Below are 24,291 nucleotides of genomic sequence, written 5' to 3' on the forward strand. Positions count from 1 at the left end.
TCTATTATTTACACACTGCAAATTGCTGTAATTGATTTAGCTGTGCTAGCGTGGATTGTTTATATTGTGAAATATCGGTTTTTTGTTGATGTGCCAAATTATCAAGCTGCATCATCAAGTCAACGGCCTTTTGGCAGTAATATCCATTGAGATAAGCTTGAGTTAAACGGCTAGCAATATCGAAACTAGGATTGCTTTTCATAATGCGCTCATACAACATTATTGCTTTATCATCATCGGCATAAAAGTCTCCAGACAATGCTTGTAACAGATTTGCATAATTTAATGCCACAATGACATTTTCAGGAGCGATAACTAACGCTCTTTCCATTAATGCTACTGCTTGTTTATACGCTCTTTTAGTGTAAAACAGCTCAACTACTTCAAATAAAAGAGACGTTTTTAACGGAGAAAATATATTGGCCTTTTCAATATACTGTTCACCTTTCGAAGTTTCATCTAATTGTATGAAAGTCTTTGCTAATGCAAAATTTGCGGGTAAATCATTTGGTGCATCTTTTAAAACCAGAAGATAATGTGTCTTTGCCAAATCAAAGTTTTGACTAAAATATAGTAACTCAGCAAGATTATAGTGGGCCGTTGTGTTATTTGGGTCTAACGTTAATGCCTCTAAAAGTACATTTTTAGCTTCATCCATTTGACCTAATTGAACTAGCGTTGCACTCAAGTTTACTCTCGCTCTTGCACTTTTAGGTGCGCTCTTAATAGCAGCGGCGAAATACTGCTGTGCTTTTTGATACTGTCCCATTGAAAATGCAGACTTACCTTTTAGTAAGTTAATACGCTCGCCTTTGGCCAAATCAGCAATTTCATTGAAAATGGGGTCAATTGGTTTTACACCTATTTTTCCACTGAGCTTTAGGCTTTCTCGCGCTTCATTTCTCAAATCAAGCGCTCGCTGGCTCATGGCAATTTTATAGTACAAACGACTCGCTTGCGGTTGTAATGACAGGGCTTGGTAATAAAACTCAATTGCTTTTTGATGCTGCTTTTGCAACTGATATATATCACCTTGCAGCATCAATACAGTAGGAGTATTAAGCAAACTCTCTGGTAAGCTTGATAATTTGGTTTGAGCAAATCCGAGTTGTTCAAGATTGATAGCAGACTCAATTAGACTAGTATGTGCAGGTAAGTAAGTTGAATCTATTTTTAGCGCAGTTTCAAAAGCGTCAATGGCATTTTCCAGCATATTCGCTTGTAGGTAACTTTTTGCTAATAAATACTGTGCATCAAATTTTTGCGGAGATAACTCAATAACCTTTAAATAACAGTTTATGGCTTGTTCAAAAAATTCATAAGCCTGTAATGTTTTACCAAGCTCAAACAACGCTTCTGTATTTGTCTCATCTAACTCAATTATTTGCTGTTGAATATGCTCAGTAACTAAGGGCTCCAAACTATCAAACGACATTGTTTTAAGCTTTTCTGATAATTCTGATGAAAATATTTGGCTTGATACAAGTAATAGCCCACACGTTAGGAACTTTTTAATACAAATATGCATTTAATGAACTCTTATTTAGCAAGCTATAGTGTTATCGAATTATACTGTTTTAGCTTAAACGAATTTAATATTTGCGGTTTTTTACTAGGCTGATGGATCACTACTTGATTAATTTTTGTGTTACTTCCTAAACCCACCAAGATCCGATCATCGTTTGCTGAACAATAACTACCATCGGCCCTAACACGGCGCCATATAGACTTTCCAGAAGCCAATTTAATCTCAATTTTCGCACCATAACTGGTACGTTTAAATTGTTTTGAATTCAATGAGAAACCCACCCAGTTAGGTTTTTGTGTATAGGTATTTTGCAAAATGCGTACTGGTCCATTGTTATTAAAAATAACTAAATCTGTATCACCATCATTGTCCAAATCACCCACAGCTGCACCACGTGATACATAACTGTGGTTTAAAGAGCTAACACTTTCTCCCTTTAACTCTTTAAAACTTCCACCTGAAATATTTTTAAACAATTGATTAGGTTGTTTTAATGGATAGATTTCACCTGCCTGCAATTGGGATTCTATAGAGGTAACAGCGCCATTTAAAACTACTAAATCCAAAAAGGTATCGTTATCAAAATCCAACCAAGCAGTTCCAAAAGCAGTGTATGGCAAGCTTGATAAACCAAGTCCCATTTTTTGACTCACATCGGTAAATAAGCCGGTTCCGTCATTTTTATATAATGTATTTGTTTCACCCATAAGGTGAGTCATAAACAAATCACTATCACCATCATTATCAAAATCTGCAGCATCTACGCCCATACTAGCTTCAGCTTGACCATCTAAGTTAAAAGCAGTACCAGAAAAAAGTGCATCATCAACAAACCCTTTACCTTGTTGATTTAACCACAGTTGGTTAGCCGCACCATCATTAGCAACAAATAAATCAAGCCATCCATCATTATTAAAATCATCAGCAATCACGCCAAGTCCAGGCCCTGCTTGATAGTCTGATAGAGTTTTAAATGTCATATCAGAAAAGCTGCCATCACCATTATTTAGGTAGAGAGTATCAGCTTGAGGTGTAAATGCTGCTGGACCACAATAATCTAGGCGGCTATTGCGGGCATAGCACTTTTTAAGATTATTAACATCATAATCAACATAGTTAGTGATATATAAATCAAGCCAGCCATCATTGTTATAATCAAAAAAACTCGCACTTGTACCCCAACGATGTTGCGATTGTTTTAATACATCACTTTGATCTGAGAATGTGCCGTCACCATTATTTTTTAAAAGACGATTAAAGCCATAATTTGTTACGACAAGATCGCGCCATCCGTCATTATTATAATCACCAACAGCAACGCCCATACCGTAATCAGTAACCGCTAATTTGCTTTGCTCAGTTACATCTGTAAAGCTAATTTTTCCTTGTACTTTGCCATTTAGAATATAATCATTGCGATACAACTTATCGCCGATTGGCTGCTGGGGTTTATAAAGCGTATCTTTTAAGGTGTCATTTTTACCAAGCAAAGCACCTTGCACTATGTATAAATCAAGGTCACCATCATTATCATAATCGAATAAGGCTCCGCCAGAGCCTGTCATTTCAGGAAAATAAAACTTTCCTGTCATGCCATTAAAATGATTGAAATTTACACCGCTTTTCTGAGTGATATCTTCAAATACAGAATTACTCGCAATCGCCATAAATGGCAAAAGCAGCATAGACAATGTGAACTTTATGCCCTTTTTTTGAGTATTAGAGTGTTTACTCATTACTTTCCCTACAATTGGTTTTTCTTAAAGAGCAAGACATCTCGTTCAGGTAATGATTTGATCACATCTCTGATAATTACAGAGGCATCACCATTGCCATATGGATTAATTGTATCTTTAATTGATTCTCTAAATTCAGAGCTAAGCGCTTGTGTAATCGCGTTCGAGATGGCTTTTTTATCCGCTTTTACATCGATAATATTCTTCGCTTGTTCTCGTCCTTTTTGACGTAAACCTACATTAATTGTGGGTAAACAAAAACTTGGGGTTTCCATTATGCCGCTTGATGAATTTCCAATCATACAATCTGCCACCGAAAGTAGTGAAAAATAATTTAGAGCTCCCAAATTTACATGTATCTGAGCTCTTTCATTGCTTTTACAGAAAGCTTCAGCCTTTTGCATTATGATATGGGAACCAAGATCTGCATTAGGAAAAGAAAAAACATATTGAAATTTATGTTTATCCAAAGCATCAAAGAGTGCTGTAACTTCTTCTGTTGCATCATTAAGTAGAGAAACTGAATGCAGGGTTACAATTACAATAGGATATTCATCTGAGAGACCTAAAAGATCTTTTATTTCTTGTTTAGTTTTTAGTTTTGACTTTGCAATATGATCAAGTGATGGCGCACCGCTAAAATGCACTCGCCACTCTTCTTCGCCCATAGCCAAAACACGTCGCTTTGCTTTTTCTGTAGGAGTAAAATGAATATGGCTCATTTTAGTTAACGCATTACGTACAGCATCATCAATTGCACCTTCGCTAATATCACCACCTTCAATATGCAAAATTGGAATACGTAATGTTAATGCTACATTGGCTGGCGCTAACATTTCATAGCGATCTGCAATGATTAATACTAAATCAGGTTTTAATTGGGCGAGCTTATCCGCAAGGCTCAGCGTAGCTAAACCAAGTGATTTTGCCATTCCCAGATCAGTATCTGAGCTTAAAAGACACTCTATTGTTTCGATATGAGAGAAGTTTTCAGCTGCGATTTCTTGCCAAGTATTACCATACTCTGGCGACATATGAGCCGCCATTGCAACTATGGTTAATTCAATCTCTGAATCGGCTTCCAGTAACTTAAGTGGCCAATATAAATGGCTGTAATCAGCACGAGAACTAGTAATTGCGGCAACTTTCTTCTTCATGTTATTTCCAACAATTTTTTGTTGTATATTACATGAATTTTAACTGAGGCTTAAGTCAAACATGGGACTACTGCTAGCATTTGGTATGCGACTTCCCTATCGCAGCTTATTTAAAACACCACCGATTGCTCTGAAGTGCATTGATTAGTGCCAGCTTCACATACTTTATAGGTGTAGCTACCACCGCCTTTCACACCGATGTTATCAGTGTATTCGCCATTATTACTTACTGAGTTAACAACAGTGCCATTACGGTAAATGTCGACCAAACTGCCCGATATGCCCGACCAAACAAGGTCTACGTGTTGTACACCCCTTACTTTATAGCCAGTTATGTTAAAGTCCGTAGTACCTGGGTCACCACCGCCATCACCACCACACGGGTTAGCAATTAAGTAATCATCTGCGGCTTTTGCTTGTACTATGCCATAACCAAAGTACACATCTTTACCAGTGGCTCCGCCATCAAGCGCGCTTGCTTTTAATGCACTACGAATATCTTCGCCGCTACAATCGGAATGATTTGACCAAACCAGTGCTGCTACGCCTGCAACGGCTGGAGTTGCCATAGATGTGCCACTCATATAACCATAATCGCTAGCTCCTACTTTAACGCGGATAGATAACGCATTTAGCACTTGGCTTCTGTCTTCAAAAGCAACACCCACTGTTGGAATATTAGTGTTATTGGGTGTGCCCAATGTACCACTAAATAACCCAGCTTCATTATTCACTATAACCGCAGCAATACCGCCAGAGTTTTGGCAATTAAGCGCTTTATCATGAAAACTAATGCTGCCTCTATCAATCACACACACTTTGCCGTTAGCACCATTATCAACAGAATCTCCGAGCCCCATAAAGTGAGGTGCAGCGGTTTCGTCCCCGGTATTTTCCATCGCGCTCGAAGCAACCCCAAAACCATCAGCTAACACAGCAGCAGTACTTGCAGTTCCTGCAGGATAGGTTGATAAGGTATCTAAACCACCTGCGGTGACTTCTACGCAAATGGTTTCATCTTGTTTTCGTTTTTTACCACGACCCGTTTCACAACTTGGAAATTGAGAGAAAGCGGCTATTTGATTGTTAGCATCGTTGGCGCCTATCATCATCACCGACGAATAACCTGCAGGGTAACTGCGAACACTGTTGCCATCATTACCTGCAGCAGCTACAGACAGACCTCCAGCACTTGCAAAGTTTTCAAATGCGGCAGACTCAGTAGAGCTTGCACCACCGCCACCTAAACTCATATTAATGATATTAGCACCTGCTGCCGCGCAAACATTCGCTGCATGGGCAAGGCTTGATGAATACCCCCAACCACTGGTATTAAATACTTTTACAATGTGCATTTGTACGCCGGGTGCCATACCCACAACACCAAAACTGTTATCCGAAGCCCCAATGGTGCCTGCTACATGGGTGCCGTGAGGTCCACCTTGCTCATACCAGTTACCCGTACCGGAATCGTTAGTGCCATCTATATTGCCCCACACAAAATCGTTATTAGATTGGTCTAAGCCTGAGTCAATCACGCAAACTTTAATACCAGTATTGCCATCAAATAACACTTGATTTGCTTGTGATTGATACACAGCATAAGGCGTTAATTGCTGTGACATTGCATCACCAATATCATCATTAAACAGATTAAATGCTTGGCGAGGATGATCTTGTTCAATCAATTTAATATGCGGGTTATTTAACAGCCCTTTTAACGTAGATAAATCGGTACCATTAAATGACGCGGCAAAAAAGCCATCACTATCAAGCTTAATTTCGCCACCTAATTGCTTTGCAAGTGCTTTAACTACGCCTTTATGACCATTGTCGACTTGAATGATATAACGGTGGTTATCGATTTCGGCGTACACACTCGCAGTAAAAGACAATGCAATGCATACGGTAAGAGAAGAGAGTTTCATTAGTTACTGCCCCAAACATGATTGTTGCAGTTTTTAGAATAGTAAATTTTATGCGAAATGCCAGTAATAACAGATATTGCAGCGCATAAAAAAGCCGCGTAAGCGGCTTTGATTTATGGGTTGATTAGCAAATTAATTAAAAAACAACTGTTTTCTCAGCAGAGCATGTAGAAGTACTCGCTTCACATACTTGGTAAGTGAAGCTACCGCCACCTTTACCACCAACTGCATCTGTGTAGCTACCTGTATTTGATACTGTCGCAACCATTGAACCGTTACGAAAAACGTCCATTGAAGATACACTTGTACCTGACCAAGTTAGGTCTACACGTTTAGTACCTTTCACTTTGTAACCCTGTGCTGATAATGTGATATCGCCTTCACCGCCACCGTTACCGCCGCCATTGTCACCGCCAGCACAACCGTTAGCTGTTAGGTAATCATCAGCCGCTTTTGCTTTAACAATACCGTAACCGAAGTAAACATCTTTACCTGCCGCACCTGCATCTTGCGCTGTTGCTTTAAGCGCATCACGGATTTCAGTACCAGTACAGGTTGGGTGGTTTGACCAAACTAGTGCTGCAATACCTGAAACAGCTGGTGTTGCCATTGATGTACCGCTCATAAAGCCGTAATCACTTGTACCAATTTTAACTGTCATTGATGCTGCATTAAGAAGCGTCGCGCGGTCTTCAAGTGCTGCACCTACTGCAGGAATTGACGTCGCGTTTGTATCACCTAATGTTGCGTAAAGCATGCCCGCTTCGTTATTAATAATAACAGCACCTACACCGCCTGAGTTTTCACAGTTAAGTACTTTATCGTGGAACGAAATATTACCACGGTCGATTACACAAATTTTACCTGCAGCTGCAGAGTTAACCACCTCAGCTGTACCCATAAAGAAGGTAGAGGCTGTTGCTTCACCTGCGTTTTCCATTGATGATGTATTCATCGCAACGCCATCTGCAGAAAGTGATGCACTTGTTGCCATATCTGCAGGGTAAGTAGAAAGTGTGTCTACACCACCAGCAGTTACTTCAACACAGATGGTTTCATCTTCAGTTGCTTGCTTACCACGACCTGTTGTACAGCTAGGGAATTGTGAGAAGTCTGCAATTTGGTCGTTATTATCATTTGCACCAATCATCATAACTGATGGGTAACCCGCAGGGTATGAACGCACATTGTTACCGTCGTTACCCGCTGCCGCTACAACTAAACCACCTGCAGCAGTAAAGTTCGCAAATGCGTTTGATTCGGTACTGTTAGAACCGCCGCCGCCTAAGCTCATGCTAATGATGTTTGCACCAGCTTGGCTACAAAGGTTAGCTGCATGCGCTAAATCTGATGAATAACCCCAACCTTCAGCATTAAATACTTTAATAATGTGCATTGGTACGCCTGGTGCCATACCTACTACACCAAAACCGTTATCAGCTGCACCAATTGTACCCGCTACGTGAGTACCGTGAGGACCACCATGCTCATTCCAGTTACCTGTACCAGAATCATTATCACCAGTGATGTTACCCCAAACAAAATCTGGGTTAGATTGATCAAGACCTGAATCGATTACACATACCTTCATATCTGAAGATGCATCAAACGCTAGTTGATCTGCCTGTGATTGGTATACAGCATACGGTGTTAATTGCTGTGTCGTCGCATCACCAATGTCATCACTGTAAAGTGACATTGGCTTACGCACAAAATCTTGCTCAATTAGTTTAATATGTGGGTTGTTAAGAAGTCCTTTCACTTCTGATAAATCTTTCCCTGAGAAGCTTGCAGCAAAAAATCCATTTGAATCTAGTTTAATATCACCACCAAGTTTTTTAGCGAGCGCTTTTACTACGCCTTTGTTGTTGTTATCAACTTGGATGATAAAACGGTTTTCATCTGCTGCTTGCGCAGTAGCTACTGTGCTTAACGCTAGTAGTACTGATGTAGTTAATGTTTTTAATTTCATATAGCTTTCCCAGATTACATAAAGTGAGACACATGCTTTGAAAGCCGTATCTGTATTCGGGAATAAAGTTAACCAAGTTTTAACATTTCAACAACAAAAATCACATATTCCATTATTAAAATAATTTAATTTAAATTAGCATAAGCAGACATCTAAACAGCTTCAGAGCTAAACAGCTAAAAGCATTATTGCAACAAACAACTCAATTAATCGAAAAAAAGGGATAATATTTCCAAATATGTCTTCAAACTCATCAGACCTGTTCAAATTAACTTTAATAGAAATCAGTCTTATTTCGCATTTCATTTATATTGAACCCAAAAACACCGTTACATTTGTTTACAATCACTTTGTAAACAAAGTTAACATCACATAAAAACGTCACACACACGGCAAAAATATGCTGGGAGAGAAGCCTTATTTTCAGGCTAAAGCTCTAAGATAAGTAGAAAGCAATAAATAGTAGATTGAATAGGTAAGATCTAATAAAGGAAAGGTGTAATAAAAAAGCGCCCTAAATAAGGGTTATTTAAGGCGCATTAAAGCTTAGTCGATTAGACCGTATTCTTTATCAAGAATGTCGATCACTTCTTGACGCGGATCGCTTGGAATTTCTAACTGTTTACCAACAATTTTACTCGCAATACCAACGTAAGTGTCTGACACTTGCATCATCACATCGACCGGTAGTTTGTAACCTTTGGCGAGTTCTTCACGTTCATCCATGCGATCTTTATTAAGTAATACATCGCTATCAGGTACGTTATTAATTAATAACTGGCGGAAACCCTCTTTCGAGTTTTCAACAATCTTACCATCGCGGTAAGCTGGGCCATCCCAAATACGTGATGAATCTGGTGTACCAACTTCATCGATATAAATAAGCTTATGCGAACCATCAACTTCTTCAACGTAGCCAAACTCAAATTTCGTATCCACAAAAATTTGGTCAAGCTCAGCAAGTTGCTCGCTAATTAGCTTAAAGCCTTCAGTTAATAGCTTTTCGTATAAATCTATATCGCTTGCCGACTTAAAATTAAATGCTGCTAAATTGTTTTCGATGTTTTCGCGTGTAATATTGACATCATCTACTTCTGGCACTTCTGCTACGCCAGTAATAATGCCTTTAGTCGATGGTGTAATTAATACATTGTCTAATTTCTGGTGAGCTTCTAAACCTTCTGGTAAATCAATACCACAGAAGTTGCGAACGCCTTTTGCGTAATCACGCCACATGCTACCCGTAATGTATTGGCGTGCAATTGCTTCAACGCGAACAGTTTCAGCTTTACGTACAATCCATACATAAGGGTGTGGAATATCAACAATGTGATTACCCGCAAGGCCTGCTTCGTCAAATAATTTAAACCAGTGAGACGCCACTGAGTTAAGCGCAATACCTTTACCTGGCACACCGTTAAGGCCGTTTTCACCTTGCCAAATACAGTCAAACGCTGAAATACGGTCTGAAATAACCATAAGTGCAAGTGGTGTATCTTTTGGAATGTTATATCCCTTTTCTTCGATTAAGCGAACGCTGTCTTGCTCGGTTAACCAATAAACACTGCGAACTTTACCGCTGTGAACCTTACCTTTGGTACGGATCGGTAAATCGTCATTTACGTCCAAAACCTTATATGAACTCATGGAAACTCCAAAAGATATTTTTGATACTAGAAAAGCACTTTATGCGCTCTAAATTGGGGTGCGCCAATTTTAGTGAAAAGTCGCTGCAAACTCAATAATTGAACAAAAAAAGCAAGCGTATGAATTGCTATCGCAAAAGATTGGTTTCAAGGTGTTGTTGTTATAGTATCACACCAATTTAAATTTATTTTGTGCAGTCATGTTAGCGATTAATAATCTCACATTTTCTTATCCAGGCACTCAGAGCCAATTTGTGCTGCATGATTTTGCCTTAGCAAAAGGCGAACATGTGTTTATTTACGGCCCAAGTGGCAGTGGTAAATCAACATTGCTGTCGCTAATTACTGGTGTGCAGCAACATAACAGCGGTTCAATCTCAATTTTAGACACCGCTTTTTCGACTCTTTCACAAAAACAAAAAGACCGCTTTCGCGCAGATCATATTGGCTATATTTTTCAGCAATTTAATTTAATCCCTTTTTTATCTGCAACTGAAAACGTTGCGCTGGGGTGTGAGTTCTCAAAAATACGTACTGAAAAAGCCATAACCAAATACGGCAGTGTTGAAAAAGGTGCGAATAAGTTATTAATGGCGCTTGGTTTAAGCGAACAAAATATTGCTAAGCCAGTCAATCAACTAAGCATAGGCCAACAACAACGCGTTGCCGCTGCCAGAGCATTACTTGGTGAACCAGAACTCATCATTGCTGATGAACCTACGTCTGCTCTTGATAACGACGCTCGAGAAGAATTTATTAACCAGCTTTTTGAGCAAGCTAACAATAATCAAACCAGTATTTTGTTTGTCAGCCATGACCAAACGCTCGCAAATTTGTTTGATAGGCAAGTAGCGCTTGCAAGCTTTATGCAGGAGCAAACACTATGAGCCTATTAACCCTCTCCCGCAAAAGCTTACTGAATCGTTTTTCAAGTATTGCCATAACGACCATTGCGATTGCTTTAAGTATTACCTTGTTACTGCTTATTGAACGTGCCCGTGTTGATGCCAAAGCAAGCTTTCATAATACGGTATCAGGCACCGATTTAATTGTCGGTGCTCGCACTGGCAGCACCGAATTATTACTTTTTTCGGTATTTCGTATCGGTCACCCAACGAACAATTTAAGTTTCACAAGCTATCAAGATATTACCAGCAAACGCTCAGTAAAATGGGCTATTCCACTTTCGCTTGGTGATAGCCACAAAGGTTTTAGCGTTATTGGTACTAATAATGACTACTTTGCTCATTATCGTTATGCCAATAAGCAAAACCTTGTATTCACAAAAGGACACGCTTTTGAACAAGTAAATCATGTGGTGCTTGGCAGTAATGTCGCTAAAAAGCTGCATTACCATTTAGGTGACTCGATTGTACTGTCGCATGGCGCTGGCAATACCAGCTTTCATCATCATGACGACCACCCATTTAAAGTCGTGGGAATTTTAGCGGCAACCGGCACGGCGGTTGATAACAGTGTGCATGTGCCGTTAGTGGCAATTGATAATATTCATGGCTCAACAATACCTAGTATTAGCCAGAAGCATCAAGCAGATGAGCATCATGACCACGACCACCATGATGATCATCAACACCACAGCGAACAGCATGATGAACATGACAAGCTGCCCGCCCTATCAAATGCGGAACTCACCGGCCAGCCAAAAAAAATCAGCGCATTTTTATTAGGCCTAAAAAGTCCAATTTTTGCACTGCAACTACAACGTAATATCAGCCAATCTAAGCAAGAGCCACTGTTGGCGATTATGCCCAAGTTCACTTTGCGCCAATTATGGGAAGTGGTCGGTGTATTTGAAAAAGCCTTATTGGTTATCTCAGGTGCTGTTGTCGTTATTGCTTTACTTGGCATGTTGACTAATTTATTGGCAAGTCTCAGTCAGCGCCGCCGCGAGCTTGCAATTTTACGCTCAGTGGGCGCATCGCCGAGTACCATATTTACGTTACTCGGGTTAGAAGCACTATTAATCACAACGTGTGCTACCTTGCTGGCTATCGCATTTTATTACCTTGTTATTGTATTGCTTGCTAACATGCTTGGCAGTATCAGCGGGATTCACTTGCAACTTATGGCACTTAGCCAATATCAAATGAGCTTATTGGCTGGTATTATTTTGCTTGGCACCATATTTGGTTGTTTACCTGCTTACAAAGCATATCGTTACGCATTGAGCGATGGCTTAACCATAAAAGTTTGAGAATTATATGAAACGACATTCGCTATTGTTTACTTTTTTCGCCTTAATAACGTTATTAAGTAATCAGCTGTTTGCCAATGGAAAAGCAAAAGAGCTTTACTGGGAAGATCTCATTCCTAAAGGCTACTCGTCATCACCTGTTGAAGGGCAAGCTGCACATAATGAAAACTCTGAAGCCAATTGGGTGCAGCCCGATTTAAACGCGCCCATTGTAAAAGAGCTAAATAATACTATGGTGACATTGCCTGGCTTTGTTGTGCCACTTGAGGGTGATGATGAAGTGATCACCGAATTTTTATTAGTACCTTATTTTGGCGCCTGTATTCATGTGCCGCCACCGCCGCCAAACCAGATTGTGCATGTGACTTTTAAAGATGGTGTACCAATCGAAAGCCTTTACGATGCCATTTCTGTTACCGGTAAAATGAAAACCGAAAGTTGGGAGGGCGAGCTAGCAAAAGTAGGTTATCGTATCGAAGGCGTAGGCGTTGCGCCATTTGACCTTTAAATACATTTAAACAAAAAAGGCGCTACAGCGCCTTTTTTCTAGCTCTATTTCTGACAATTTTTACAATACACGGTACTGCGTTGTCCTTGGCGAATTTCGAGCAGTGGCTCTTTGCAGGTTACACACGGCTCGCCTTTACGCCCATACACTAGTAACTTCTGAGCAAAATAACCTGGTTTGCCATCAGTTTGGGCAAAGTCTTTCAGTGTTGTGCCGCCCTGTTCAATGGCATCCGCTAATGTTTGCTTTACGATAGGCACTAATTGTTGGTAACGCTTTTTAGAGATCTTACCTGCAGCGCGCTTAGGGTGAATACCCGCTTTAAATAAAGATTCATTGGCATAAATATTACCCACTCCTACAACCACGCTGTTATCCATTAAAAACTGTTTTATTGCAGTTTGCTTTTGTCGTGATTTTTCATAGAGGTAGTCAGCATCAAAGTCGTCGGTTAATGGCTCAGGACCCAATTTTAGTAAGCTGCTATGAATTTCACCCGCTGCTTGCCACAAACAAGCGCCAAAACGGCGAGGATCATTTAGACGGAGTACTTTGCCATTTTCGAGCTCTATTTCGACGTGATCATGCTTTTTGAGTGGAACAGAATTATCGACCACCCGCAGATTCCCCGACATGCCTAAGTGTAAAATAACACTACCTGTATCCACACTAATCATTAAGTATTTCGCGCGGCGGCTGATGTCTGTAATTGTTTTACCTTCAAGTTGATAAACGTCGTTTGGCACAGGCCAACGCAATTGCGCTTGATGAACACGCACTTGTTTCACCGTTTGCTTTAGCATATGGGGTGTAATGCCTAAACGGCTCACTTCAACTTCTGGTAATTCAGGCATAAAAAACTCTAAAACTCCGTGGTAGGAAATAACTGATTGCAGGTTTGTTTATCTAATTTTAAACGACGCGCTTGATTATCATCAACAAAACACCCACCTGGCGTAGTAAATACGTCAAACACCAAACTGCGATCATAACCTGCAATGAAAAGTTCCACGCTTGCGAGCGCCGAGGACTTTTCATCAACTATCGGCATCACCTCACCGCTTGCTTGTCGCCAATTTAAATCAAGCAATTCAACATCAATATTTAACTGCTTATTAGTGCGCCAACTCGTACCGATACGCTCAATTTTGAAATCACTGTATTGATAGGTCAATACCGCGCTATTGGGTGGCAACAATGATTGAGTAGCCTCATCATCAGACGTCGAGATAATCTTATGATGCAGTCCATTAAACAAAAAAATCATTAGCAGCATGGCGAAAATAATTACATTATTCCAGCCGGTTCTTCCAAGCCTAATCATTTCGATCCTAAACGCGCGTATTTCAGTATTACTAAGTCTATATGAAACACGCCGCTTTAGCATCCATTTAGGTAGTGTATAAGTAATACCAAATGAGTAATTTCTGTCGCTGTTAAAAGGCTATTTTTTTGCTAAACTATGCGCCAAAATTTAAGGAGTTCCGTCCATGGCAATGTATGTAGTGGGTCATAAGATCCCTGATTCAGATTCTATCTGTGGTGCAATTGCACTTGCATATTTAAAGAATCAAATTGGTGAAGCAGCAATCGCAACACGTTTAGGCGATGTATCACCTGAAACTCAGTTCATTCTAGACACATTTGGTTTTGAAGCACCTGAGCTTAAAATGAGCTACGCAGGTGAAGAGGTTTACATTGTAGACCACACTGAAAAAACACAAGCACCAGATGACATTGATGAAGCAACGGTTGTTGGTGTTGTTGACCACCACAAACTGGGCGATTTAACAACGTCTACACCTCTTGAGTGTTGGATCCGCCCTGTAGGCTGTTCAAACACTATCATCAAGATGATGTATGACTTCTACGGTGTTGAAATTCCAAAGAACATCGCTGGGCTTATGTTAGGTGCAATCCTATCTGATACTGTAATCTTCAAGTCACCAACTTGTACTACTGCTGATATCAAGTGTGTTGAAGTACTGGCTGAAATCGCAGGTATCGAAGACTACAAAGCATTCGGTATGGAAATGTTTAAAGTTAAGTCTGCAGTTGAAGGTACGCCAGCTCGCGACCTAGTTATGCGTGACTTTAAAGACTTCAATATGAACGGCAACCTAGTAGGTATCGGTCAGTTAGAAGTTATCGACTTAGCTGTATTTGACGACATCAAAGCTGACCTTGAAGCTGATATTGCAAAGCTTAAAGAAGAAGGTGGTCGTCATTCTGTATTCTTACTACTTACAGACATCATGAAAGAAGGTTCACAAATGCTAATCGCGTCTGATGACGAAGGCATTGTTGAGCGTGCTTACGGTGTTGCGCCTGAGCAAAGCCGTGTTTGGTTAGATGGTGTACTAAGCCGTAAGAAGCAAGTAGTGCCACCACTACAAGATGCATTTGCTTAATTAAGCTTTAGTAAAAAAGGCGCGTTTAGCGCCTTTTTTAATGCTTAAGATAAAGCGCCATTTCGCTATGCAAACCATCAATTAAGCTCTATGCTTATATAAATTCAATTAGTTAAGTTTGCGATGCCATTAATAGTATTTTTGTTTTGTGTTTTATTTGCAGCTGCGCTTGATGCGACAGAGATAGAGCAAGCAACACAGCAAAATATTAGCGCACACATTCAAAAGCAAAGTAACTTAACATTCTCCAATTACGAAAATCGCATTGAACAGCTTTCGCTTAAGCATAATCAAGACAACCTTGAGATGCTGGCTGCGCTAAATCAGTTCAATGAACAAAATCCAACAAAAATTTAAACGATCTCGCCTACTTATTAAGTTACCGCTGCTATCTTGAACTGGTGAATAACCAACAAGATGCCTACCAACAAACAGAACAAAGTTTACTGGCGCTGACTATCAGCTCAGCCTCAGATCCCGCTATTTCTGCAGCAACCAGCTTTTGTAAATCTTGGCGCTATTATTTTGAAAAAGATGCTAAGCAATACGATCTCTACATTGAGCAATCATTTAACTATGCACTAAATGCACAAACACCTGTACTTAAATACTGGATTGCCATTAGCTTTGCCATGATGGCGCAAGATACAGGCAGGCACTCGGCGGCAATTGAGGCAGCAAAATTGGCAATGACCATTGCTAACGTGAATAAAGACAATTACCGAGAAGCCACCAGTAGAGCCATTATCGCAATCTCAGAAGCAGAACTAGGTTTTTTTGACGACGCACTGATAAATAACCAATGGGCGATTGATTGGTATAAAAGTGTAGACCAACAAAATGCCATTTTAGGTCTATATCAAAATAGAGGGTTTATTCTGAATAGCCAAGGTAATACAGCTCAAGCAAAAGCCATTTACCTAGACGCTATTGAACAGGCTAAAAAACTTGAAAACCAAGATGCAATTCACGAAATTTACAGCAATTTAGCTGCAATTGCCTTTACTGAAGGCGAACTTGCGCTTTCAAATGACTACGCAAAAAAGACGCTGCAATATGCACAACAAAGTGACTATCAAACCCTCGCTGCGCACGCCTACTCTATTATGGCGATTAATAATGTTTATTTAAATCAGCTCGACCTAGCTCAAGAGTACTTCGATAAAGGCAATAGCTATTTTGAAGAGTATAAAATGATTAGCTTGTTGGCAGATAACTATAAATCTTGGTCGGAAGCGATGGCCAGCATTGAAAATTTTGAAGCGGCATATAAAGCACAGTTACGCTACAAAGAACTGAGCGATAAGATATTTAACACCGAACGCGAGAGCCGTATGCTACGTATTAAAGAGCTTTACGAGGTGGCACAAAAAGATCAAGAAATTGAGCAGTTAGCGTTTGATAATCAGCGCAAAAATACTGAAATTGAAAACAAGTCATTGCAAAAACGAATATGGGTATTAAGTGCTGTTATCACTTTGTTAGCCTTTATTATTTTGTCGTTTTTTTATCGCAAGCTAAATACATCCAATAAAAAGCTAACCAAACACAATACTAAGCTCAATGAAGAACGCTTTATCGATCCGCTTACCGAAGGTTTAAACCGTCGCTTTTTTGAAGTACAGCAGCGCGAGCGCATGCTGAATGTGCCTGAAGCTAGCTTTAGCTTATTCGCCCTTGATATTGATCATTTTAAATCGCTCAACGATACCTATGGCCACGCCTGTGGCGACCAGGTACTAAAACAATTTTGCCAGCGCATTCGGCAATCAATTCGACAGCAAGATAATCTGATTCGCATGGGTGGCGAAGAGTTTTTACTGGTGATTGAAAATAGCAACCTAGAAGCTGATGCTCAACTTATCAAAAAATTACTCACTATTACTAATTCAGAACCTATTACATTTGAACTGCATCGCGTGTCAATTTCTGTATCGATTGGCGCTGCTTCCAACGTCAATATTTATGATGAGACAACATTAGACTTTGCCCTAGAACTTGCAGATCAAGCGTTATACAAAGCAAAGCAGGCGGGACGAAATCAAGGGGAACTATTAGATTTGTATCAAATCAACCTAGCAAGTGTGATTAATAACTACGATATGATTGTTAGTAAGACGGTTACCAGTCGCACACAGTAATAAAAAATGAGCTGAAGGCAGTAATCTTACATTTCAAGCAACATTTAAGTTAAATACTTGATGATGCCAATTCCCAATTAGAACCATTAAACAGCAAAACATTTCCTGTCATCAACACAACTTTACAACGTTAAAGTAAAACACTTACTTAAGCGAGAGGATATTATTAAATTAAGCTGGCTTAAAATTCAGGCAATAAAAAACCCGAGATAAACTCGGGTTTTTTTAATTCTTTCAGCAAATCACAATTACTTGATTTTTGCTTCTTTGAAAATCACGTGTTTACGTACTTTTGGATCGTACTTTTTGATTTCCATTTTTTCAGGCATGTTACGCTTGTTTTTGTCGGTAGTGTAGAAATAACCAGTACCAGCAGTAGAAACTAAACGGATCTTATCACGCATGACTCAAGCTCCTTATACTTTTTCGCCGCGAGCACGGATATCAACTAATACCGCGTCGATGCCTTTCTTATCGATAATACGCATACCTTTAGTAGTAGTACGTAATGTAACGAAACGCTTTTCGCTTTCAACCCAAAAACGGTGAGTTTGTAGGTTAGGTAAAAAACGACGCTTAGTCGCATTGCGAGCGTGTGAACGGTGGTTACCTACCGCTGGACGCTTACCTGTAACTTGACAGACTTTAGACATGTCTATTTATCTCCAATAACTTCGCTCGAGCTAAATCATTTCTTCCGAGGTTTGTGTACGTTTCTGCCCCGGAATTAATCAAAGGGCGCTCTTTATACAGCAAATACAGGCTAAGATCAAGAAACCCGATCTTTAGTTCAGCTCATGTGTAAATTTTATAGCGGCTAATTATAGTGATCTCTTGCCCCGAGGGAAAGTAAAACTTACTTTTATTTTCACTATTTCCGCGAATTAAGCAAAACAGCCTGTTTTTTCGAGTTTTCTTTTTATAAACAGAACTAAATTAGCCTACTAATTTCGTAAGTAAAGGCACAAAGTAACAATAAATTTTCTCACTTTGTGTCAAAATTTTTAATTAAGCTTACTCTTGCACTAACACTTCTTGTCCTGATGTGAGTCTTTCAGCGCCTCTGATGGCAACTTTATCGCCTAGTTTTAATTGCTCCAATGTTACAGGACGCACTTCAACTTTACTGCCTTGCCCTTGACCAACTTCCACGGCAACTTGTTGTGCTTTATTGTCATCTTGTATTTTTACAACATGAACGCCTGCTTTTCGTAAAATAAGCGCATCACGTTCAACTAATAAGCTTGGTTGTGTTTTTTCAATATTAAAATCAACATCAACAAGTTGGCCACTGGCCCAACTCATTTTATTGTTTGTGAGCAGCTTAGCGCGTACTTCAAATGTCTGCGAGCGCGAATCTGTGGCTGGAATAACCGCGCTTACCCTTGCCTTACCGGTTTGCAAATTATCAAAGCTGCCACTACTTAAGCTAACGTTTTGACCAACCGCTGCATATGCCAAGTACTTTACCGGCGCATAAAAACGTACTTCCAAATTGTTGATATCAATAAAATGCACCAACTTATCGGCACGGCTCGCATCACTGCCCGCTAATAAAAAGCGTTTGCTGACTATGCCGTCAAATGGTGCAACCACAGTTGCTCGTGCCATGCGGTCTTCAATTTGTTTCAGCTTCACTTTTGCCAGCTCAATATCGGTCAGCGCTAAGTCATGCTGACTTTGCACTAAATCAACTTGGTTTGCCGCTGCACTGCTGGTCTTAGCTAATTTTTTAAGCCTTTCAAGCTCTTGGCGTTGATAAGTTAAATTAACTTCAGCACGCTTAATCATAATGCGCTGCTCTGCCGCTTCTAATTCAAGCGGTAGCATTTCAATTCGCGCAATCACATCACCTCGCTTTATCATGGCACCTGGCTCTGCAACAAAACTAAGCTTACCCGCGGTGCCAACGGTTAAATCAACATCGCCTTTACCTCTTAAAGTGCCATTCAAAGCCACGGTTTGAACAAGTGGCGCTTGCTCAACCAATTTGACCGCAACCGTTGGTAATGCATATAAAGGTGCAACCAACAGCGATGAAGCAACTAACAGCGTATTTAATGGTTTATTCATCTTGGTATCCCCTATTTATTAGCAACCAGATCTAATTGTGTTTTATCGTTTTTAGTATTTGCTTGTTTTAATTGCGGTGGCGTTTGTTTACCTAGTAGTAATAAACTTGGCATTAAAATTAAGGTAAACATGGCACTAATTGCCATGCCGCCGACAATTACAGTTGCCAGTCCACGATAAATCTCCGAGCCAACACCTGGCATTATCATCAGTGGCAACATGCCAAATAAACTGGTTAAGGTACTTAAATAAACCGGTCTTGCACGAATAAGTACTGCATTTTCAACCGCTTCACGGCGTGATAAACCATCGCGTTCGCCTTGGCGAGTTTGATCTACTAATAAAATCGCATTGTTCACAACCAGCCCGAGTAAAATAATAAAGCCAATCATAGTAAGTAAATCGAGTGACTGAAAACTCACAACGTTAAGTGCCGCTAGCGCCAATATGCCGCCCGCTACGGCCAGAGGCATAACTAACAACACCAATAGGCTATCGCGAGCCGATTTAAACAGTGCCGTCATCAACAAAAATAAAATAAATAGCGCAAGCACAAAGTTGTAGGCCATTTCTTCAATTGCTGAATTCATTTTTTGCGCATTACCCGCCAAAATTGCGTTTGCTGAGCGAGGTAAGTTTTCACGCACAACGGGCATCACTTGTTCAGTAAGTATTTTTTGCGCCTGCTGTAAACTCATATCATTTGGCGGCGTAATTTGAATACTCACCGTACGGTAGCCATTTACACGGCGTAATTGAGATGGTCCAACGGTTCGCTCAATAGTGGCTAGCTCACCCAGCGTTTGCACACCTGCCAATGGTGTTGTGATAGGTAAACTCGCTAGCTCTTCAGGGCTTTGCCATGGATTAGCGCGTAAAATCACGTTCATGCGTTCGTTACCGTCAAAGTATTCGCTAATAAACATACCGCTGGTAAAGGCTTGCACCGCACTTGCAACATCACGACGTGTTAAACCCGCTTGCGTAATGCGTCTATCATTTGGCGTGAGTCGCAATTCAGGCTCAGCCATATTAAGAGAAGGTTGCGGCTGCGCCATTGCTTCTGGCATAGCTTTTTTCACTTCAGCCAGTGCTAGTTGCGCAGTAGACATCAATTGCTCCATATCGGAGCCCTGCAAATCGATACTTAAAGTACGGCCGTTACCCCCATTTGCTACTTGGATCATCGAGCCTCGAAATAAGAAGACTTGGGTATCGGGCAACTCTGCAAATATTTCCTCGCGAGCAACTTGCATTAGCTCCTCTACGCGCTGAGCATCGGCAGAATAAATAAAGCCACCCGCATTTGAACCAAATACATAGAAATTAAAATCTTTGATTGCAGGTGACTTCTCACCTAAGTAATAAGGCATTAAGCGCTGTTTTACTTTCTCGGCCAGTTCCTCTTCCATGTAGTCAATATTGGCACCGGCTGGTGTTACTAAACTATAAAAGAAACCATCCGTTGGTGCGCGCGGCATAAAGTCAGTTTGCGGCACTAACGTGTATGTCACCAGTATCGCGCCACCTAACAGTCCTACCACCCAAGAAACTTGCTTAGTACGCGTGCTAGTGAGTCGCATAATTAAATTGGTTAAACGACGCCAGTAGGCATGAAATTGATCGTCGTTATTTTCATTGCTCAGTAAATATTTACTGGCGATAGGAATAATACTGATAGCACTAATTAATGAGGCAATTACCGCAATAGAAAGCGTTAACGCTAAATCTGAAAAGAGCTGTCCTTCAATACCCGCCATAAATAAAATTGGTAGGAAAATCGCCACGCTGGTTGCGGTAGAGGCAAATAGCGCACCACTTACTTGCACCGCGCCTTTTAACACGGCTTGCTTTCGCGCCATGCCTGCTTGCATCAATCGCGTGATATTTTCTTGCACAATAATCGCAGCATCAAGTACTAAACCTACAGCAAACGCCAATCCTGCCAACGACACCACATTTAAACTGCGATTAAAAATACTTAACGCTAAAAAAGCCACCATTAACGACACCGGAATTGTCGATGCAATAATTAACGTTGTACGCCAACCTCTGAAAAACAACCACAAAATACCGCAGGCCAATAATACACCTAGGCCAAGGTTACTTTTTACCAACTGTAATGCGTTACGAATATGCACAGATGCATCGTAACTTAATTCAATCGCCAAGCCTTCTTGGGCTAATATACCTTCGTTTAACTCTTTAATTGTGGCATTCAGTTCATCAAGTACCGCAACTGTATTCGATTCATTGGCACGGGTAAGCGTAATGTAATAAGCAGGTTTACCATTTCGCAGCGTCATTGCACGGCGGTCTGTTACGGTATTTTCAATTTTCGCTACATCGCCTAAGAAAATAGCGCGCTCTCCTGAATAGCCAATGCGCATTTGCGCCATATTATCTAAATCATATTGCCCAGTGAAACGTACGGTATATTGACGACGACCAACATCGGCAATACCACCTGAAGTGTCGGTTGACGACGCTAACGTTTGGCTAATTTGACTTAAACTAATACCCAATGCGGCCGCTTTATGGGGGTCAAAAGTAACGCGCAATTCACGTGGCCTTTCACTCGCCAAGTTAACAAAGGCTACGCCGGGAATTTTAGCCAAACGTGGTTGGATTAATTCATCAATTTGTTTTTGATAACGCGCCATATCGAGATGGCCACTACTTTCCGTAGGTACCACCAATAACGTTGCTGCGGTTGGCCCACCGGAGCCAGGACCGGCATTACCACCTGCCGTAACAATTGGGTCCATTGCATCTAAAGGCAAAGGCGGAGCTTGGTTTAAGCTGTTTAGCACATTTAGCATCGCCTCTTGCATATCGCTGCCAACAGCAAAGGTTAAATTAATAAAACCCTGCCCTTGGTTAATTTGCGTATTTACCTCAAGCGCACCAGGCGTGTTTTTTACCGCATTTTCTAACGGCTCAATGATCACTGACTCGATTTCTTCTGGGGCAGCTTGGCGCCAACCTGAAATAATCGTGATTTGTGGTTGCTCAATATCGGGGGTTAATTGGATAGGTAGTTTAAAGATACTAATTGTACCAAACAGCATAATTAGCACTAAAATCACCAGCACGCTGGCTGGGTTTTTTAAGGAACTTCTTGTGATATTCATAATGATAATACAGGGGTATAACTAGGTGTAGTCTAGTTGTTTGTATCATCATTGCTAGTTGTAAATTGTGTGTAAATATTTCGAAAAGTTGAACGCACAAAGAACTAAGATAAATGACATAGAAACAAACTAAATCATCTAAAAGTTCGTTTTATTATATGATTTAGTTTGACACAGTATCGATTGGTAACAGCTTATCTTTACCCCATTCACTCCAACTGCCATCGTACACTTTCACATTATCAAACCCCGCAATCTCGGCTGCTAATGCCAAAATACACGCAGTTACACCTGATCCACAACTAAATATAAACTCTTTGGGTGCGGGAACAAGTTCGTTAAAAATTTGTTTTAGCGTAGCTTTATCTAACAACTCACCTTGCTCTAGCAAACTGGCGTAATGCAAGTTAAGCGAGTTTGGAATATGGCCACTGCGCATCCCTTCACGCGGTTCTGCTTCTTGTCCACTAAAACGGCCATAACCTCTCGCATCAACAATTTGAATATCGTCATTGTTAATTGCATTCAATACATAGTGCTTATCAACAAATAGCTGCTTATCTTGCTGAACTTTAAAATTACCTTTCACAGTTGGTATCGCATAATTTTCAACAACATCAAAACCCTGTTGCTGCCATGCAGGTAAGCCGCCACGTAAAATAGCAACATTATCAAAGCCCATAGTTTTAAACATAAACCAAGCGCGCGCTGCAGAGAACATACCTTGTTTATCATATACAATCAGATGCGAATCTTGATTAATTCCTAACTGCTGTATTTTATCTTCAAAAACGTGCGCACTCGGCATGGTATTGGGCGATGATGCGGTTACATCTACAATATGTTTACTAAAGTCGAAACGTATTGCGCCTGGGATCACGCCACAGCTTTGATCTTTTGATTTATTTACCGGGTTATCCATACTGGCATCAAGAACAACTAAGTTAGTGTCATCGAGGTGTTGCTTTAACCAAGTACAATCCACTTGAAAATCAGTGTTATCAAATACTGAATTAGTCATTACAAACTCAACCCTTTTACTTGTACTAAATCAAAATCAGCAAGTTCTGGTACTAGCTGCTGTAGTTTGTCTTCAGTCTCATTTAAGGTACGTAGACAACCGCAATATTGATTCGCTTTTTGTTCGAGCTGCACAACTTTCTTTTGCAATGACTTATCAATTTCGCTGGCGATAATATCAATACGCTCACCCATGCCTGTGATTTTCTGCTCGATATTGCCTTCATTTGACTCAAATGCATCACCAAGCGCAACTAAAATAGCGCCGAGAGAACCATGCACAGCAGAGTGAATTTTTTGACTGATTTCTTTTTCAAAAAAATCATCTAATTTAGAAAGGGATTGTGGTGCGATATAGAAAAAGTCATCGCCCGCTTTAAATTTATCTTTTAGGGCAATTTCAACGTACTTTAGTTGGTCTTTTAACACTTCAGGCTCTTTATCGGTAAAGCCTGTAACCACTTGTTCAATTGCTGACAAGCCTAAATTCACACCGTCGGTAGCAAGTTTAACCAGTTCAGGTACGGTACTGCGCAACCCTTTACTGTATTCTTTTAAAACTTGCATCTCTTCATCGTTAAGCTCAACCCAACGGCCACGAATAAACAACTGAGTGTCGTTATTTATCTGCACATTGGTTTGTCCTTTATCGACAATGCGAATGACATCATCGGTAATAATTAAGCCATGTCCAAGCTCAACATCACATAATTCATCAGCCAACGATGCATTTGAAAACAGTAAGCTTGTAATCAAAAAGACCCAAAATCGCACCAACTTCATAACAATTCTACCCCAAAGATAACCCAACAAGATTATCAA

At 40.4% G+C, this 24,291-nt stretch carries 20 protein-coding genes; 6 read left to right on the forward strand and 14 right to left on the reverse strand.

Translation table 11 applies throughout. The features are described 5' to 3' along the window. Nucleotides 1–4 precede the first annotated feature (4 nt). From C2M30_RS00065 to C2M30_RS00090, 6 genes are all read right to left on the reverse strand, one after another. Nucleotides 5–1,528, reverse strand: coding sequence for a tetratricopeptide repeat protein (locus C2M30_RS00065; RefSeq protein ID WP_105170230.1), 1,524 nt, complete (start codon nt 1,526–1,528; stop codon nt 5–7). A 23-nt stretch (nt 1,529–1,551) separates the two neighbouring features. Beyond that, nucleotides 1,552–3,264, reverse strand: coding sequence for an FG-GAP repeat domain-containing protein (locus tag C2M30_RS00070; RefSeq protein ID WP_105170231.1), 1,713 nt, complete (start codon nt 3,262–3,264; stop codon nt 1,552–1,554). Nucleotides 3,265–3,272: 8 nt separating this feature from the next. Beyond that, entirely contained in the window at nt 3,273–4,421 is a 1,149-nt protein-coding gene (neuC, locus tag C2M30_RS00075; RefSeq protein WP_105170232.1) for a UDP-N-acetylglucosamine 2-epimerase, read from the reverse strand. Between the two features lie 110 nt (nt 4,422–4,531). Beyond that, complete coding sequence (locus C2M30_RS00080) at nt 4,532–6,349, reverse strand: S8 family serine peptidase (RefSeq protein ID WP_105170233.1); 1,818 nt, start codon at nt 6,347–6,349, stop codon at nt 4,532–4,534. A gap of 136 nt (nt 6,350–6,485) precedes the next feature. Continuing rightward, on the reverse strand, nt 6,486–8,321 hold the full coding sequence (locus C2M30_RS00085; protein ID WP_105170234.1) for a S8 family serine peptidase: 1,836 nt from the start codon (nt 8,319–8,321) through the stop codon (nt 6,486–6,488). Between the two features lie 546 nt (nt 8,322–8,867). Continuing rightward, nucleotides 8,868–9,968 carry a phosphoribosylaminoimidazolesuccinocarboxamide synthase gene (locus C2M30_RS00090; RefSeq protein WP_105170235.1) on the reverse strand — a complete coding sequence of 367 codons (1,101 nt, stop codon included), beginning with the start codon at nt 9,966–9,968 and terminating at the stop codon, nt 8,868–8,870. A gap of 199 nt (nt 9,969–10,167) precedes the next feature. Here C2M30_RS00090 and C2M30_RS00095 point away from each other — a divergent pair, with 199 nt between their 5' ends. From C2M30_RS00095 to C2M30_RS00105, 3 genes are read left to right on the forward strand one after another with little or no spacing between them, the layout of a single operon-like run. Beyond that, entirely contained in the window at nt 10,168–10,854 is a 687-nt protein-coding gene (locus tag C2M30_RS00095) for an ABC transporter ATP-binding protein (protein ID WP_105170236.1), read from the forward strand. Further along, complete coding sequence (locus C2M30_RS00100) at nt 10,851–12,182, forward strand: ABC transporter permease (RefSeq protein WP_105170237.1); 1,332 nt, start codon at nt 10,851–10,853, stop codon at nt 12,180–12,182. The genes C2M30_RS00095 and C2M30_RS00100 overlap by 4 nt, the downstream gene beginning before the upstream one ends. Before the next feature lie 7 nt (nt 12,183–12,189). Further along, nucleotides 12,190–12,690 (forward strand): DUF3299 domain-containing protein, encoded by a 501-nt coding sequence (locus C2M30_RS00105; protein ID WP_105170238.1) that lies wholly within the window; start codon nt 12,190–12,192, stop codon nt 12,688–12,690. Nucleotides 12,691–12,734: 44 nt separating this feature from the next. On the opposite strand, the gene mutM is transcribed toward C2M30_RS00105, so the two are convergent. Together mutM and C2M30_RS00115 are read right to left on the reverse strand one after the other, a co-directional pair. After that, nucleotides 12,735–13,544: a bifunctional DNA-formamidopyrimidine glycosylase/DNA-(apurinic or apyrimidinic site) lyase gene (gene mutM / locus C2M30_RS00110; RefSeq protein WP_105170239.1), complete on the reverse strand. Its 810-nt coding sequence runs from the start codon at nt 13,542–13,544 to the stop codon at nt 12,735–12,737. Nucleotides 13,545–13,552: 8 nt separating this feature from the next. Further along, nucleotides 13,553–14,014: a hypothetical protein gene (locus C2M30_RS00115; protein WP_105170240.1), complete on the reverse strand. Its 462-nt coding sequence runs from the start codon at nt 14,012–14,014 to the stop codon at nt 13,553–13,555. 166 nt (nt 14,015–14,180) lie between these two features. On the opposite strand from C2M30_RS00115, the gene C2M30_RS00120 reads away from it, so the two are divergent. The 3 genes from C2M30_RS00120 (at nt 14,181) to C2M30_RS00130 (ending at nt 17,242) form a co-directional block, all read left to right on the forward strand. Next, nucleotides 14,181–15,101 (forward strand): manganese-dependent inorganic pyrophosphatase, encoded by a 921-nt coding sequence (locus C2M30_RS00120; protein ID WP_010562021.1) that lies wholly within the window; start codon nt 14,181–14,183, stop codon nt 15,099–15,101. A 123-nt stretch (nt 15,102–15,224) separates the two neighbouring features. Beyond that, nucleotides 15,225–15,458 (forward strand): hypothetical protein, encoded by a 234-nt coding sequence (locus C2M30_RS00125; protein ID WP_105170241.1) that lies wholly within the window; start codon nt 15,225–15,227, stop codon nt 15,456–15,458. Between the two features lie 44 nt (nt 15,459–15,502). Next, on the forward strand, nt 15,503–17,242 hold the full coding sequence (locus C2M30_RS00130) for a tetratricopeptide repeat-containing diguanylate cyclase (protein WP_105170242.1): 1,740 nt from the start codon (nt 15,503–15,505) through the stop codon (nt 17,240–17,242). Between the two features lie 248 nt (nt 17,243–17,490). On the opposite strand, the gene rpmG is transcribed toward C2M30_RS00130, so the two are convergent. From rpmG to C2M30_RS00160, 6 genes are all read right to left on the reverse strand, one after another. Continuing rightward, complete coding sequence (gene rpmG / locus C2M30_RS00135; protein ID WP_005493124.1) at nt 17,491–17,646, reverse strand: 50S ribosomal protein L33; 156 nt, start codon at nt 17,644–17,646, stop codon at nt 17,491–17,493. 12 nt (nt 17,647–17,658) lie between these two features. Beyond that, on the reverse strand, nt 17,659–17,895 hold the full coding sequence (gene rpmB / locus C2M30_RS00140; protein WP_010562023.1) for a 50S ribosomal protein L28: 237 nt from the start codon (nt 17,893–17,895) through the stop codon (nt 17,659–17,661). Between the two features lie 361 nt (nt 17,896–18,256). After that, entirely contained in the window at nt 18,257–19,315 is a 1,059-nt protein-coding gene (locus C2M30_RS00145) for an efflux RND transporter periplasmic adaptor subunit (RefSeq protein ID WP_105170243.1), read from the reverse strand. Nucleotides 19,316–19,326: 11 nt separating this feature from the next. After that, a complete protein-coding gene (locus C2M30_RS00150; protein WP_105170244.1) occupies nt 19,327–22,449 on the reverse strand; it encodes an efflux RND transporter permease subunit in 3,123 nt (1,040 codons plus the stop codon). A gap of 163 nt (nt 22,450–22,612) precedes the next feature. Then, nucleotides 22,613–23,470, reverse strand: a complete 858-nt coding sequence (locus tag C2M30_RS00155) for a sulfurtransferase (protein ID WP_105170245.1) — start codon at nt 23,468–23,470, stop codon at nt 22,613–22,615. Next, nucleotides 23,470–24,252, reverse strand: coding sequence for a YggN family protein (locus C2M30_RS00160; RefSeq protein WP_010562027.1), 783 nt, complete (start codon nt 24,250–24,252; stop codon nt 23,470–23,472). The genes C2M30_RS00155 and C2M30_RS00160 overlap by 1 nt, the downstream gene beginning before the upstream one ends. Nucleotides 24,253–24,291 lie beyond the last annotated feature (39 nt).

The sequence above is a fragment of the Pseudoalteromonas sp. T1lg24 genome (assembly GCF_002964745.1).
Lineage (GTDB): Bacteria > Pseudomonadota > Gammaproteobacteria > Enterobacterales > Alteromonadaceae > Pseudoalteromonas > Pseudoalteromonas spongiae.